Annotated in this window: 10 protein-coding genes, 4 tRNA genes and 3 rRNA genes; all 17 read right to left on the bottom strand. The window is 54.3% G+C overall.

Annotation, left to right across the window (positions count from 1 at the left end; translation table 11 throughout):
* Window positions 1–184 precede the first annotated feature (184 nt).
* On the bottom strand, window positions 185–550 hold the full coding sequence (rplL, locus tag LU682_RS02275; RefSeq protein ID WP_003255496.1) for a 50S ribosomal protein L7/L12: 366 nt from the start codon (window positions 548–550) through the stop codon (window positions 185–187).
* Between the two features lie 77 nt (window positions 551–627).
* The gene (gene rplJ, locus LU682_RS02270; RefSeq protein WP_003255497.1) at window positions 628–1,128 is read right to left on the bottom strand and encodes a 50S ribosomal protein L10; all 501 of its coding nucleotides are present in this window, start codon (window positions 1,126–1,128) and stop codon (window positions 628–630) included.
* A gap of 197 nt (window positions 1,129–1,325) precedes the next feature.
* Entirely contained in the window at window positions 1,326–2,021 is a 696-nt protein-coding gene (gene rplA, locus LU682_RS02265; RefSeq protein ID WP_003255499.1) for a 50S ribosomal protein L1, read from the bottom strand.
* On the bottom strand, window positions 2,021–2,452 hold the full coding sequence (gene rplK / locus LU682_RS02260; RefSeq protein ID WP_003255500.1) for a 50S ribosomal protein L11: 432 nt from the start codon (window positions 2,450–2,452) through the stop codon (window positions 2,021–2,023). Before rplK ends, rplA begins: the two co-directional genes overlap by 1 nt.
* A 119-nt stretch (window positions 2,453–2,571) precedes the next feature.
* A complete protein-coding gene (gene nusG / locus LU682_RS02255) occupies window positions 2,572–3,105 on the bottom strand; it encodes a transcription termination/antitermination protein NusG (RefSeq protein WP_003255501.1) in 534 nt (177 codons plus the stop codon).
* Between the two features lie 9 nt (window positions 3,106–3,114).
* Window positions 3,115–3,483, bottom strand: coding sequence for a preprotein translocase subunit SecE (gene secE / locus LU682_RS02250; protein WP_010951773.1), 369 nt, complete (start codon window positions 3,481–3,483; stop codon window positions 3,115–3,117).
* A gap of 44 nt (window positions 3,484–3,527) precedes the next feature.
* Window positions 3,528–3,603, bottom strand: a tRNA-Trp gene (locus LU682_RS02245).
* A 54-nt stretch (window positions 3,604–3,657) separates the two neighbouring features.
* A complete protein-coding gene (gene tuf / locus LU682_RS02240) occupies window positions 3,658–4,851 on the bottom strand; it encodes an elongation factor Tu (protein WP_003255489.1) in 1,194 nt (397 codons plus the stop codon).
* Between the two features lie 78 nt (window positions 4,852–4,929).
* Window positions 4,930–5,005: transfer RNA gene (locus LU682_RS02235), tRNA-Thr, on the bottom strand.
* Window positions 5,006–5,034: 29 nt separating this feature from the next.
* Window positions 5,035–5,108: transfer RNA gene (locus LU682_RS02230), tRNA-Gly, on the bottom strand.
* A 24-nt stretch (window positions 5,109–5,132) separates the two neighbouring features.
* A tRNA-Tyr gene (locus LU682_RS02225) sits at window positions 5,133–5,216 on the bottom strand.
* A 152-nt stretch (window positions 5,217–5,368) separates the two neighbouring features.
* Window positions 5,369–5,794, bottom strand: coding sequence for a hypothetical protein (locus LU682_RS02220; protein ID WP_014589472.1), 426 nt, complete (start codon window positions 5,792–5,794; stop codon window positions 5,369–5,371).
* Between the two features lie 7 nt (window positions 5,795–5,801).
* A complete protein-coding gene (locus LU682_RS02215; protein ID WP_010951771.1) occupies window positions 5,802–6,551 on the bottom strand; it encodes a pantothenate kinase in 750 nt (249 codons plus the stop codon).
* Complete coding sequence (gene birA, locus LU682_RS02210; RefSeq protein ID WP_010951770.1) at window positions 6,541–7,500, bottom strand: bifunctional biotin--[acetyl-CoA-carboxylase] ligase/biotin operon repressor BirA; 960 nt, start codon at window positions 7,498–7,500, stop codon at window positions 6,541–6,543. The genes LU682_RS02215 and birA overlap by 11 nt, the downstream gene beginning before the upstream one ends.
* A 185-nt stretch (window positions 7,501–7,685) precedes the next feature.
* A 5S ribosomal RNA gene (gene rrf, locus LU682_RS02205) occupies window positions 7,686–7,801 on the bottom strand.
* A 130-nt stretch (window positions 7,802–7,931) separates the two neighbouring features.
* Window positions 7,932–10,824, bottom strand: a 23S ribosomal RNA gene (locus tag LU682_RS02200).
* 292 nt (window positions 10,825–11,116) lie between these two features.
* Window positions 11,117–12,653 (bottom strand): 16S ribosomal RNA (locus LU682_RS02195).
* Together the 16S, 23S and 5S rRNA genes form the textbook arrangement of a ribosomal RNA operon.
* Between the last annotated feature and the right edge of the window lie 174 nt (window positions 12,654–12,827).

The raw sequence follows: 12,827 nt of genomic DNA, 5'->3' as shown, positions 1-12,827 counted from the left end.
TCTCCCGGCGGGAGCAGCCAGAAAATCGTGCAAACCCCTTGGTTTGCGCCACCCACATGGGTGTCTTGCAGCTCGTTATCGGGACCGGCCTGACCGGCCACCAATAACGGAAAAAGGCCGGTGGCATAAGCCACCAGCCATCAGCCTTTCGCTCAACGCTCAGGCTGGCATCGCAAGGTCGAGATTACTTCAGCTCGACTTTAGCGCCTGCTTCTTCCAGCTTCTTCTTAGCGTCTTCAGCGGCTTCTTTCGAAACGCCTTCAGCTACAACCTGAGGAGCGCCATCGACTTTCTCTTTGGCTTCTTTCAGGCCCAGACCGGTCAGTTCGCGAACGGCCTTGATCACGTTCACTTTCTTGTCGCCGGCTTCAACCAGAACAACGTTGAACTCGGTCTGCTCTTCAACAACGGCAGCAGCAGCAGCTGGGCCAGCAGCGGCAACAGCAGCGGTAACGCCGAAGGTTTCTTCCATTGCTTTGATCAGCTCAACAACTTCCAGAACGGTTTTCTGGCCGATTGCTTCGATGATTTGTTCGTTAGTCAGAGACATGACTTAAATCCTGTATTGGGGTGACAGCCTACGCAGCCATCAAATTAAACGTATGATTTTGAAAGAATTCGCGCGCCTTAGGCGGCGGTAGCTTCTTTCTGGTCGCGAATGGCTGCCAGAGTACGAGCCAGCTTGCTGGTGGCGCCTTGAATAACGCTCATCAGTCGTGCAATAGCTTCGTCGCGGGTCGGCAGGGTAGCCAACACGTCGATCTGGTTCGCTGCAATGAAATTGCCGTCAAACGCAGCTGCCTTGATCTCGAACTTGTCCTGACCCTTGGCGAACTCTTTGAACAGACGAGCAGCAGCGCCCGGGTGTTCGTTGGAGAAAGCAATCAGGGTCGGGCCTTTGAACGCGTCGTTGAGGATCGAGAATTCGGTGCCTTCAACAGCGCGCTTGAGCAGGGTATTACGCACTACACGTACGTATACGCCAGCTTCGCGGGCCTCTTTACGGAGTCCGGTCATTGCGCTTACAGTCACACCACGGGCATCAGCCACGACAGCGGACAGAGCGACTTTGGCAGCCTCGTTGACTTCAGCGACGATGGCCTTCTTGTCTTCGAGTTTAATTGCCACGGGTTTACTCCTGGTTTTTACCGTTTCATCTGGCCGAGGCCGGATGTCGTTTTGGTGTCTGATTCGGTAACGAATCGGGAGCACCATCTGCGTGGGCTGATGTTTTAAGGCTTGCGCCGCCTACGGTCTTGGATAGCCCCCGCCAGGCAGGGACCCCAATTTTTGCTGGCGGCGCGACTGGTCGCGCCGCCATGTTCTTACACGTTCAGCGAGCTCTGATCGATGACCAGACCTGGGCCCATGGTGGTGCTCAGGGTAACGCGCTTAACGTAGATACCTTTCGAGGAAGCTGGCTTGATACGCTTCAGGTCAGCGATCAGGGCTTCAACGTTTTCCTTCAGCTTGTCAGCTTCAAAGCCGATCTTGCCAACGGAGGTGTGGATGATACCGTTTTTGTCGGTACGGTAGCGAACCTGACCAGCCTTGGCGTTTTTCACGGCAGTGGCTACGTCTGGGGTCACGGTACCAACTTTCGGGTTAGGCATCAGGCCGCGAGGACCCAGAACCTGACCCAGCTGACCTACAACGCGCATGGCATCAGGCGATGCGATAACGACGTCATAGTTCAGGTCGCCGCCTTTCATTTCGGCAGCCAGATCGTCCATACCTACGCGATCAGCGCCGGCAGCCAGAGCAGCTTCAGCTGCTGGACCCTGGGTGAAGACAGCAACGCGAACGGTCTTGCCAGTGCCGTGTGGCAGCACGGTAGCGCTACGTACGACCTGGTCGGATTTACGCGGGTCAACACCGAGGTTAACGGCGATGTCGTAGGACTCGACGAACTTGGCAGCAGGCAGCGAGGCCAGCAGAGTTGCCGCTTCTTCGAAGTTGTAGGCCTTGCCTGCTTCGATTTTCTCGGCGATTGCCTTTTGGCGTTTGGTCAGCTTAGCCATTACACACCCTCCACGTTCAGGCCCATGCTGCGGGCAGAGCCAGCGATGGTGCGTACAGCAGCGTCCAGGTCAGCGGCAGTCAGGTCAGCCTGTTTGGCTTTCGCGATGTCTTCCAGCTGAGCACGGGTAACGGTACCGACTTTAACGGTGTTCGGGCGAGCCGAACCACTGGTCAGGCCAGCAGCTTTCTTCAGCAGAACCGAGGCAGGGGTGCTCTTGGTCTCGAAGGTGAAGCTACGGTCGCTGTAGACAGTGATGATCACTGGAGTCGGCAGGCCGGCTTCTTGACCCTGGGTACGGGCGTTGAAGGCCTTGCAGAATTCCATGATGTTCACACCATGTTGACCCAGTGCTGGACCAACGGGTGGGCTTGGGTTGGCCTGGCCGGCCTTAACTTGCAGCTTGATGTAAGCCTGAATCTTCTTAGCCATGAGCTACTCCAAAATCGGGTACGAACGCCTGATGGCTCCCCGGATGACTTGCGTTTTATCCCAGTGACGACAAAACCCCGCAGCACACAGGGCTGCGGGGTATGGGATGCTTCGTCCGCCTAGACCTTTTCGACCTGGCTGAACTCGAGCTCCACCGGAGTAGAGCGACCGAAAATGAGCACCGCAACCTGCAGGCGACTCTTTTCGTAGTTAACTTCTTCGACACTACCATTGAAGTCAGCGAACGGACCATCAATGACTCGAACCACTTCACCTGGCTCGAACAGCGTCTTGGGCTTCGGCTTATCGCTACCGTCAGCAACGCGACGCAGGATGGCCTCAGCTTCTTTATCGGTAATCGGCGCAGGCTTGTCAGCAGTACCGCCAATAAAGCCCATCACGCGAGGGGTGTCCTTGACCAAGTGCCAAGTCCCTTCATTCATCTCCATCTGGACCAGTACATAGCCAGGGAAGAATTTACGCTCACTCTTGCGCTTCTGGCCGTTGCGCATTTCGACGACTTCTTCGGTCGGGACCAAGATCTCGCCGAAACCGTCTTCCATGCCAGCCAGCTTGACGCGCTCGATGAGGGAGCGCATTACATGCTTCTCGTAACCCGAGTAAGCATGCACAACATACCAACGCTTAGCCACGGGACACCTTTAGCCAACGATCAAGGAGACCGCCCAGCCGAGCAGGGAGTCGAGCCCCCACAGCAGCAGTGCCATAACCAGCACGACAGCCACGACAATCAGCGTGGTCTGGGTGGTTTCCTGGCGGGTCGGCCACACGACTTTACGAATCTCGGTACGAGCTTCCTTCGCCAGCGCAAAGAACGACTTGCCCTTCGCAGTCTGCAGAGCCACAAAGCCCGCGACAGCAGCAAGGACGAGAAGTACAAGAACGCGATACAGGATTGGAGAGCCGGAGTAATATTGATTACCCACAACACCAACAACCACCAAAGCCACTACAGCCAGCCACTTGAACAGATCAAAACGCGATTCTTGGGCTTCAGTTTTGGGGGTCATCGAGGAGGATCCTGTAAGAAGAAAGCCATCACACCGAGGTGAAATGGCAGGTCAGGAGGGAATCGAACCCCCAACCTACGGTTTTGGAGACCGTCGCTCTGCCAATTGAGCTACTGACCTGTAACGCTGTATCAGGCCGGCCATTATACCGGCCTGATCAAGTAAATCAACTACTTATTCAATAATTTTTGCTACGACGCCGGCGCCGACGGTACGACCGCCTTCACGGATAGCGAAGCGCAGACCGTCTTCCATTGCGATGGTCTTGATCAGGGTAACAGTCATCTGAATGTTGTCACCTGGCATTACCATTTCAACGCCTTCCGGCAGTTCGCAGTTACCGGTCACGTCAGTGGTACGGAAGTAGAACTGTGGACGGTAGCCTTTGAAGAACGGAGTGTGACGGCCGCCTTCTTCCTTCGACAGGACGTAGACTTCTGCGGTGAACTTGGTGTGCGGCTTGACCGAACCTGGCTTGACCAGAACCTGGCCACGCTCAACGTCGTCACGCTTGGTACCACGCAGCAGAACGCCGCAGTTCTCGCCAGCACGACCTTCGTCCAGCAGCTTGCGGAACATCTCAACACCGGTGCAGGTGGTGGTGGTGGTGTCACGCAGACCAACGATTTCCAGCGGATCCTGAACGCGGACGATGCCACGCTCGATACGACCGGTAACAACGGTACCACGACCCGAGATCGAGAACACGTCTTCGATCGGCATCAGGAACGGCTGGTCGATAGCACGAACTGGCTCAGGAATGTAGCTGTCCAGAGTTTCTACCAGCTTCTTAACAGCGGTAGTGCCCATTTCGTTGTCGTCTTTGCCTTCCAGCGCCATACGAGCGGAACCGATGATGATCGGAGTGTCGTCGCCTGGGAAGTCGTAGGTGGACAGCAGGTCGCGAACTTCCATCTCGACCAGCTCCAGCAGCTCAGCGTCGTCTACCAGGTCAGCCTTGTTCAGGAAGACCACGATGTACGGAACGCCTACCTGACGGGACAACAGGATGTGCTCACGGGTTTGTGGCATCGGACCATCGGCGGCCGAGCAAACCAGGATCGCGCCGTCCATCTGGGCAGCACCGGTGATCATGTTCTTCACGTAGTCAGCGTGACCTGGGCAGTCAACGTGAGCGTAGTGACGAATGGTCGAGTTGTACTCGACGTGAGCGGTGTTGATGGTGATACCGCGCGCTTTTTCTTCCGGAGCCGAGTCGATCTTGTCGAACTCAACGATTGCCGAACCGAAAACTTCGGAGCAAACGCGAGTCAGAGCTGCGGTCAGAGTGGTCTTACCGTGGTCAACGTGGCCGATAGTGCCGACGTTAACGTGGGGAAGGGAACGATCAAACTTTTCCTTAGCCATCGATACAATCCTCCGCAGAAGAAATAGTCTTGCACTGATAAAACAAAGGCAGATATTTTCATATCTGCCTTGTTTATATGGAGCTCTTGAGCGGACTTGAACCGCTGACCTCACCCTTACCAAGGGTGTGCTCTACCAACTGAGCTACAAGAGCGAAACACTTTGTGCAAAATCCGGCAAACTTGGAGCGGGTAGCGGGAATCGAACCCGCATCATCAGCTTGGAAGGCTGAGGTTCTACCACTAAACTATACCCGCGGAGCTTGCGGCTCTCGCTAAAACTGGTGGAGGGAGAAGGATTCGAACCTTCGAAGCTCTCGCAACGGATTTACAGTCCGTCCCCTTTGACCGCTCGGGAATCCCTCCAGATGTGGCCGGCATTCTATTTGTCTGCCGTCCTAGTGTCAAGCGTTTTTTCAAATTTTTTCAATCAAATCTGAAACTTAGCTGCTTTGACACCGCTTCCAGTTCTACCACCTGAGTGGTGTTCCCTGTGAAGCGGGCGCCATTCTATCAAGCTATTCGTCAGTTGCAATACCCTGGCAGAAAATAATTTTATGTTTTAAGTCTTTGAAATCATTGGAAAGAGCCAAGAGCACCGTTTGGTCCAGCAAACGCTCGCTTTCCGGAGCAACCTTGAGCCAGCGACCATCCGCCCCCGGCAGCTGTCCTGACACCGGCAAGGTGGCAATATCCAGACTCAGCAGGCGTTGACGCAGCGCATCCAACTGCTCCTGCCCCTTCACGCCACCGACCACCAGGCATTCATCACGACGCTTGGGCGGTGCCGACACACCTGTTTCACGCAACAGACGGATTTCTTGCTGATTCCCCTTGTACAGCGACAACGGGGCGACTTCCTTGACCTTCAGCGGGGCTTCCTGCTGATGCCATACGTAATAAAAGACGTTGAGCACCAGTAACAGCAGAAACAACCAGCGCATAGGCACCTCAATCCAATGGACAAGCCATTGCCAGGCCAACGAAAACCAGGTCAGGCACGACCCGCGCCTGTGGCAGGGCCGCCCTCACCAGTGGCGCATCACCGCCAGTGAGGAACACGGTGAACTCCTCACCCCATAGCACACGAGCCTGCTCAAGCTGGGTGTAGGCAAAGCCCTGGAGCATCAATACGCAACCGCGCTCTACCGCTTCGACAGTCGAGCGACCTGGTGACAAGCTGCTCAATGCGCGCTCCGCGGAGGCATCGTCATAGCGGATCCGACGGGTGTGAGTGCGCAGCTGGCTACGCATCAATGGCATACCTGGGCAGATGTAGCCCCCAAGATGCTCGCCATCTGCAGAAACGAAGTCCGCTTTTGCCGCGGTACCCAGGTCAATCACCAGGCACGCGCCCTTGGCCAGGTGAAATGCCCCCAACGCCGCCAGCCAACGATCCATACCCAGGCGCTGATAGTCGTCATAGCCATTGCGCACACCTGCCATTTCACGGACAGGGTGGGCAACCTTCGCCTGCACGGCAAATGCCTGAGCAATCAACGCGCAAAGCGCATCGGTCTCTTCTTCGCTGCGCACACTGACAATACGGCAACCCGTGAGACGCACTGAAGCGAGCGCAGCCACTTCCGCCACCAGCGCCTGATCGGAATCGACGATCCCACCACCTTCAATCACAGCATCGGCAACATGGATCACCCGCCACTTGATGAAGCTGTTACCGCAATCGAGCTCAAGAATCATCACGCAACCTCAAACTGAGCTCACCACCACTGAAGCTCTTTTCCATCCCGTCCACCTCAAGGCGCAAACCACCCTGCCCGTCGACGCCAAGAACCACGCCATCAATACGTGTACTACCAGCAACCAGCGATACATTGCGCCCCTGCCACAAGTGCGCCTGCTCCCACTCCTCCTGGAATGCGGCAAAGCCGTAGCGGCGATGACGCGCCAATTCGTGCTGTAGCTGCTGACTGAGCAGCGCGACCAAGTGATTGCGATCTATGGCTGCACCAACCTCACGCCGCATAGAAGTCCACTGCTGATCGACCTGTTCGTTCACCTGCATGTTTACATTGATACCAATGCCTAGCACCACATGACAGACATCTGCAGGATCGCCTACCAATTCCAGGAGAATCCCGGTGATCTTCTGCCCACGTACCAACACATCGTTAGGCCATTTGAGCCCGACATCCTTTACACCGAACGCCTGCAAGGTGCGCATTACCGCCAACCCCACTACCAAGCTCAACCCCTCGAGCTGACGCATGCCTCCATCGACGCGCAGGACCAGGCTGTAATAGAGATTTTCAGCAAATGGGCTGACCCACTGCCGGCCGCGCCGACCGCGTCCGGCGCTCTGGCGCTCAGCCAGAACCAGGAATGGAGCCGCCTGCCCTTCACTGGCAAGGCGCAAGCCTTCGGCATTGGTCGAATCGATGGTTTCGTGGATGAATACCGGCCACTGTTCGCCCACGGCGAATCCGGCGATTGCCTGCGCCTCAAGCAACGCCAGTGGCGCGGCCAACTGGTAACCGCGCCCACGAACTTTGTGAATGGTGAGGTTCAGCTCACTTTCCAGATGCTGCAGCTGTTTCCAAACTGCGCTGCGACTCACCCCTAGGGCTGCCCCCAGAGCTTCTCCGGAATGGAACCGACCGTCCTTGAGGAGATTCAACAACTTCAGCATGCCAGTCTCGACTTGGAATAAGGCAGGCATGATAGCCATGGGCTGTTGGCTTGCATAGGAAAAGGGCCTGCAGGAGAGGCCGCGTATCGCAATCACAGGGAGGAGCATTGGCAAGGCCAGGATTTTTAAGCCCACAAAGACAAAACCCCTACCTGCATGCGCAGATAGGGGTTTTGCGAAATGAATCTTGACGATGACCTACTCTCACATGGGGAAACCCCACACTACCATCGGCGATGCATCGTTTCACTACTGAGTTCGGGATGGGATCAGGTGGTTCCAATGCTCTATGGTCGTCAAGAAATTCTGTTGCCAGAATGTCCAGATGGACAGCCCAGCGAATTCGGATATGCGATATTTGTGGCCTTACGAATTTTCGGGTCTTTCGTCTTCACCACCACAATCTGCGTAGCAGATTGCTTGGGTGTTATATGGTCAAGCCTCACGGGCAATTAGTATTGGTTAGCTCAACGCCTCACAGCGCTTACACACCCAACCTATCAACGTCGTAGTCTTCGACGGCCCTTTAGGGGATTCAAGATCCCAGTGAGATCTCATCTTGAGGCAAGTTTCCCGCTTAGATGCTTTCAGCGGTTATCTCTTCCGAACATAGCTACCCGGCAATGCCACTGGCGTGACAACCGGAACACCAGAGGTTCGTCCACTCCGGTCCTCTCGTACTAGGAGCAGCCCCTCTCAAATCTCAAACGTCCACGGCAGATAGGGACCGAACTGTCTCACGACGTTCTAAACCCAGCTCGCGTACCACTTTAAATGGCGAACAGCCATACCCTTGGGACCGGCTTCAGCCCCAGGATGTGATGAGCCGACATCGAGGTGCCAAACACCGCCGTCGATATGAACTCTTGGGCGGTATCAGCCTGTTATCCCCGGAGTACCTTTTATCCGTTGAGCGATGGCCCTTCCATACAGAACCACCGGATCACTAAGACCTACTTTCGTACCTGCTCGACGTGTTTGTCTCGCAGTCAAGCGCGCTTTTGCCTTTATACTCTACGACCGATTTCCGACCGGTCTGAGCGCACCTTCGTACTCCTCCGTTACTCTTTGGGAGGAGACCGCCCCAGTCAAACTACCCACCATACACTGTCCTCGATCCGGATAACGGACCTGAGTTAGAACCTCAAAGTTGCCAGGGTGGTATTTCAAGGATGGCTCCATGAGAACTGGCGTCCCCACTTCAAAGCCTCCCACCTATCCTACACAAGCAAATTCAAAGTCCAGTGCAAAGCTATAGTAAAGGTTCACGGGGTCTTTCCGTCTAGCCGCGGATACACTGCATCTTCACAGCGATTTCAATTTCACTGAGTCTCGGGTGGAGACAGCGCCGCCATCGTTACGCCATTCGTGCAGGTCGGAACTTACCCGACAAGGAATTTCGCTACCTTAGGACCGTTATAGTTACGGCCGCCGTTTACCGGGGCTTCGATCAAGAGCTTCGCTTGCGCTAACCCCATCAATTAACCTTCCGGCACCGGGCAGGCGTCACACCCTATACGTCCACTTTCGTGTTTGCAGAGTGCTGTGTTTTTAATAAACAGTCGCAGCGGCCTGGTATCTTCGACCGGCATGGGCTTACGGAGCAAGTCCTTCACCCTCGCCGGCGCACCTTCTCCCGAAGTTACGGTGCCATTTTGCCTAGTTCCTTCACCCGAGTTCTCTCAAGCGCCTTGGTATTCTCTACCTAACCACCTGTGTCGGTTTGGGGTACGGTTCCCAGTTATCTGAAGCTTAGGAGCTTTTCTTGGAAGCATGGTATCAACCACTTCGTCGCCTGAAGGCAACTCGTCATCAGCTCTCGGCCTTGAAATCCCGGATTTGCCTAAGATTTCAGCCTACCACCTTAAACCTGGACAACCAACGCCAGGCTGGCCTAACCTTCTCCGTCCCTCCATCGCAATAACTGGAAGTACAGGAATATTAACCTGTTTTCCATCGACTACGCTTTTCAGCCTCGCCTTAGGGACCGACTAACCCTGCGTCGATTAACGTTGCGCAGGAAACCTTGGTCTTTCGGCGTGCGAGTTTTTCACTCGCATTGTCGTTACTCATGTCAGCATTCGCACTTCTGATACCTCCAGCAAGCTTCTCAACTCACCTTCACAGGCTTACAGAACGCTCCTCTACCGCATCATCATAAGATGATACCCGTAGCTTCGGTGCATGGTTTGAGCCCCGTTACATCTTCCGCGCAGGCCGACTCGACTAGTGAGCTATTACGCTTTCTTTAAAGGGTGGCTGCTTCTAAGCCAACCTCCTAGCTGTCTAAGCCTTCCCACATCGTTTCCCACTTAACCATGACTTTGGGACCTTAGCTGACGGTCTGGGTTGTTTCCCTTTTCACGACGGACGTTAGCACCCGCCGTGTGTCTCCCATGCTCGGCACTTGTAGGTATTCGGAGTTTGCATCGGTTTGGTAAGTCGGGATGACCCCCTAGCCGAAACAGTGCTCTACCCCCTACAGTGATACATGAGGCGCTACCTAAATAGCTTTCGAGGAGAACCAGCTATCTCCGAGCTTGATTAGCCTTTCACTCCGATCCACAGGTCATCCGCTAACTTTTCAACGGTAGTCGGTTCGGTCCTCCAGTCAGTGTTACCTAACCTTCAACCTGCCCATGGATAGATCGCCCGGTTTCGGGTCTATACCCAGCGACTAAACGCCCTATTAAGACTCGCTTTCGCTACGCCTCCCCTATTCGGTTAAGCTCGCCACTGAATATAAGTCGCTGACCCATTATACAAAAGGTACGCAGTCACCTAACAAAGTAGGCTCCCACTGCTTGTACGCATACGGTTTCAGGTTCTATTTCACTCCCCTCTCCGGGGTTCTTTTCGCCTTTCCCTCACGGTACTGGTTCACTATCGGTCAGTCAGTAGTATTTAGCCTTGGAGGATGGTCCCCCCATATTCAGACAAAGTTTCTCGTGCTCCGTCCTACTCGATTTCATTGACAAGAGATTTTCGTGTACGGGGCTATCACCCACTATGGCCGCACTTTCCAGAGCGTTCCACTAATCTCAAATCAACTTAAGGGCTGGTCCCCGTTCGCTCGCCACTACTAAGGGAATCTCGGTTGATTTCTTTTCCTCAGGGTACTTAGATGTTTCAGTTCCCCTGGTTCGCCTCTTGCACCTATGTATTCAGTACAAGATAACCAGCTTATGCTGGCTGGGTTCCCCCATTCAGAGATCTCTGGATCACAGTCTGTTTGCCGACTCCCCAAAGCTTATCGCAGGCTACCACGTCTTTCATCGCCTCTGACTGCCAAGGCATCCACCGTATGCGCTTCTTCACTTGACCATATAACCCCAAGCAATCTGGTTATACTGTGAAGACGACATTCGCCGAAAATTCGTACGTTGCTCTTTCGAGCAGAACTCACAAATTTTACCTTAGCCTGATCCACCAGCAGTGAAACTGGTGTTCAGTCTATATCTATCACATATCCGAATTTTTAAAGAACGATCTGACAAAAGCCAGAAATCAACATTCGATGCGAATGCTCATTTCCAGGTTCTGACCAGGAAAAACGTCTTCGACAATGAATCAAGCAATTCGTGTGGGAGCTCATCAGCAGGCTGATGTCGTCGATTAAGGAGGTGATCCAGCCGCAGGTTCCCCTACGGCTACCTTGTTACGACTTCACCCCAGTCATGAATCACACCGTGGTAACCGTCCCCCCGAAGGTTAGACTAGCTACTTCTGGTGCAACCCACTCCCATGGTGTGACGGGCGGTGTGTACAAGGCCCGGGAACGTATTCACCGCGACATTCTGATTCGCGATTACTAGCGATTCCGACTTCACGCAGTCGAGTTGCAGACTGCGATCCGGACTACGATCGGTTTTGTGAGATTAGCTCCACCTCGCGGCTTGGCAACCCTCTGTACCGACCATTGTAGCACGTGTGTAGCCCAGGCCGTAAGGGCCATGATGACTTGACGTCATCCCCACCTTCCTCCGGTTTGTCACCGGCAGTCTCCTTAGAGTGCCCACCATAACGTGCTGGTAACTAAGGACAAGGGTTGCGCTCGTTACGGGACTTAACCCAACATCTCACGACACGAGCTGACGACAGCCATGCAGCACCTGTGTCAGAGTTCCCGAAGGCACCAATCCATCTCTGGAAAGTTCTCTGCATGTCAAGGCCTGGTAAGGTTCTTCGCGTTGCTTCGAATTAAACCACATGCTCCACCGCTTGTGCGGGCCCCCGTCAATTCATTTGAGTTTTAACCTTGCGGCCGTACTCCCCAGGCGGTCAACTTAATGCGTTAGCTGCGCCACTAAAATCTCAAGGATTCCAACGGCTAGTTGACATCGTTTACGGCGTGGACTACCAGGGTATCTAATCCTGTTTGCTCCCCACGCTTTCGCACCTCAGTGTCAGTATCAGTCCAGGTGGTCGCCTTCGCCACTGGTGTTCCTTCCTATATCTACGCATTTCACCGCTACACAGGAAATTCCACCACCCTCTACCGTACTCTAGCTTGCCAGTTTTGGATGCAGTTCCCAGGTTGAGCCCGGGGCTTTCACATCCAACTTAACAAACCACCTACGCGCGCTTTACGCCCAGTAATTCCGATTAACGCTTGCACCCTCTGTATTACCGCGGCTGCTGGCACAGAGTTAGCCGGTGCTTATTCTGTCGGTAACGTCAAAACAGCAAGGTATTAACTTACTGCCCTTCCTCCCAACTTAAAGTGCTTTACAATCCGAAGACCTTCTTCACACACGCGGCATGGCTGGATCAGGCTTTCGCCCATTGTCCAATATTCCCCACTGCTGCCTCCCGTAGGAGTCTGGACCGTGTCTCAGTTCCAGTGTGACTGATCATCCTCTCAGACCAGTTACGGATCGTCGCCTTGGTGAGCCATTACCCCACCAACTAGCTAATCCGACCTAGGCTCATCTGATAGCGCAAGGCCCGAAGGTCCCCTGCTTTCTCCCGTAGGACGTATGCGGTATTAGCGTTCCTTTCGAAACGTTGTCCCCCACTACCAGGCAGATTCCTAGGCATTACTCACCCGTCCGCCGCTGAATCAAGGAGCAAGCTCCCGTCATCCGCTCGACTTGCATGTGTTAGGCCTGCCGCCAGCGTTCAATCTGAGCCATGATCAAACTCTTCAGTTCAATACTGCTTGGGTTTTTAAGAAACCCTAAACTTGGCTCAGCAATCTCAAATGACTATGTGATTTCTCGCATGGCCACTTGTGATGCTGATAATCTTTTTGACTATCAGTCCATACTCACAAGCACCCACACGAATTGCTTGATTCGATTTGTTAAAGAGCGTTTGGTTAAGAG

Source organism: Pseudomonas alloputida (assembly GCF_021283545.2).
Taxonomy (GTDB): Bacteria; Pseudomonadota; Gammaproteobacteria; order Pseudomonadales; family Pseudomonadaceae; genus Aquipseudomonas; species Aquipseudomonas alloputida.
Note: the sequence above shows the minus strand (reverse complement) of the source record. Positions and strands in the feature narration are given on the sequence as shown.

Coding starts and splice junctions, on each gene's coding strand:
- rplL (WP_003255496.1), bottom strand. CDS start 550: ATGTCTCTGACTAACGAACAAATCATCGAAGCAATCGGCCAGAAAACC.
- rplA (WP_003255499.1), bottom strand. CDS start 2,021: ATGGCTAAGCTGACCAAACGCCAAAAGGCAATCGCCGAGAAAATCGAA.
- rplK (WP_003255500.1), bottom strand. CDS start 2,452: ATGGCTAAGAAGATTCAGGCTTACATCAAGCTGCAAGTTAAGGCCGGC.
- secE (WP_010951773.1), bottom strand. CDS start 3,483: ATGACCCCCAAAACTGAAGCCCAAGAATCGCGTTTTGATCTGTTCAAG.
- tuf (WP_003255489.1), bottom strand. CDS start 4,851: ATGGCTAAGGAAAAGTTTGATCGTTCCCTTCCCCACGTTAACGTCGGC.
- LU682_RS02220 (WP_014589472.1), bottom strand. CDS start 5,794: ATGCGCTGGTTGTTTCTGCTGTTACTGGTGCTCAACGTCTTTTATTAC.
- LU682_RS02215 (WP_010951771.1), bottom strand. CDS start 6,551: ATGATTCTTGAGCTCGATTGCGGTAACAGCTTCATCAAGTGGCGGGTG.
- birA (WP_010951770.1), bottom strand. CDS start 7,500: ATGCTGAAGTTGTTGAATCTCCTCAAGGACGGTCGGTTCCATTCCGGA.